Here is a 646-nt window from a genome sequence, read left to right on the forward strand (position 1 = left end):
TTCAGGGTGAGGGTCTGTCCGGCGTAGGAGGACAGGTTGAGGGATTTCTGGGTGTAGCCGGAGTTGGCGTTGAGGTTGGAGTAGGTGGCCAGGGTGGTGGAGCCGGCCTGGACGGTGAGCTTGTCGTAGGCGGTGCTCGTGGTGGTCTCGGCGGTGTCGATGTGCAGGTAGAAGGTGAGGGTGGCGCTGCAGCCGGCGGGGATGGTCACCGACTGGGACAGGGTGTCGGTGTGGGTGGAGCCGTAGCCGTCGAGCCAGGCCTTCCAGGAGCCGGAGTGGGCGGGTTCGCTGCTGGAGTTGTCCACGATGCCGGAGGAGGCGCTCCAGGGGGAGGCGGTGCCGGTTTCGAAGCCGGGGTTGCCCAGGAGCTGGGCGGGGGTGCAGCCGCCGCCGGTGCCGGTGGTGACGGTCCAGGTGAAGGTGGTGGTGCCGGTGGCGCCGGTGGTGTCCTTGGCGGTGACGGTGACGGTGTAGGTGCCGGCGGTGGTGGGGGTGCCGGAGATCAGGCCGGTGGAGGAGTTGATCGACAGGCCGGTGGGCAGGCCGGTGGCCGAGTAGGTCAGGGTCTGGCCGGAGGCGGAGTCGGTGGCGCTGATCTGCAGTGAGGTCGCGGTGTTCACCACCGTCGACTTGGCTCCCGGGTTCG

1 protein-coding gene is annotated in these 646 nt (G+C 69.0%); it reads right to left on the bottom strand.

Features of this window, described 5'->3' with window-relative positions; genetic code table 11:
• On the bottom strand, positions 1 to 646 hold a 646-nt coding region (locus K7G61_RS35985), incomplete at both ends, for a putative Ig domain-containing protein (protein WP_225851360.1).

Source organism: Streptomyces sp. HPF1205 (assembly GCF_020400825.1).
GTDB lineage: Bacteria > Actinomycetota > Actinomycetes > Streptomycetales > Streptomycetaceae > Actinacidiphila.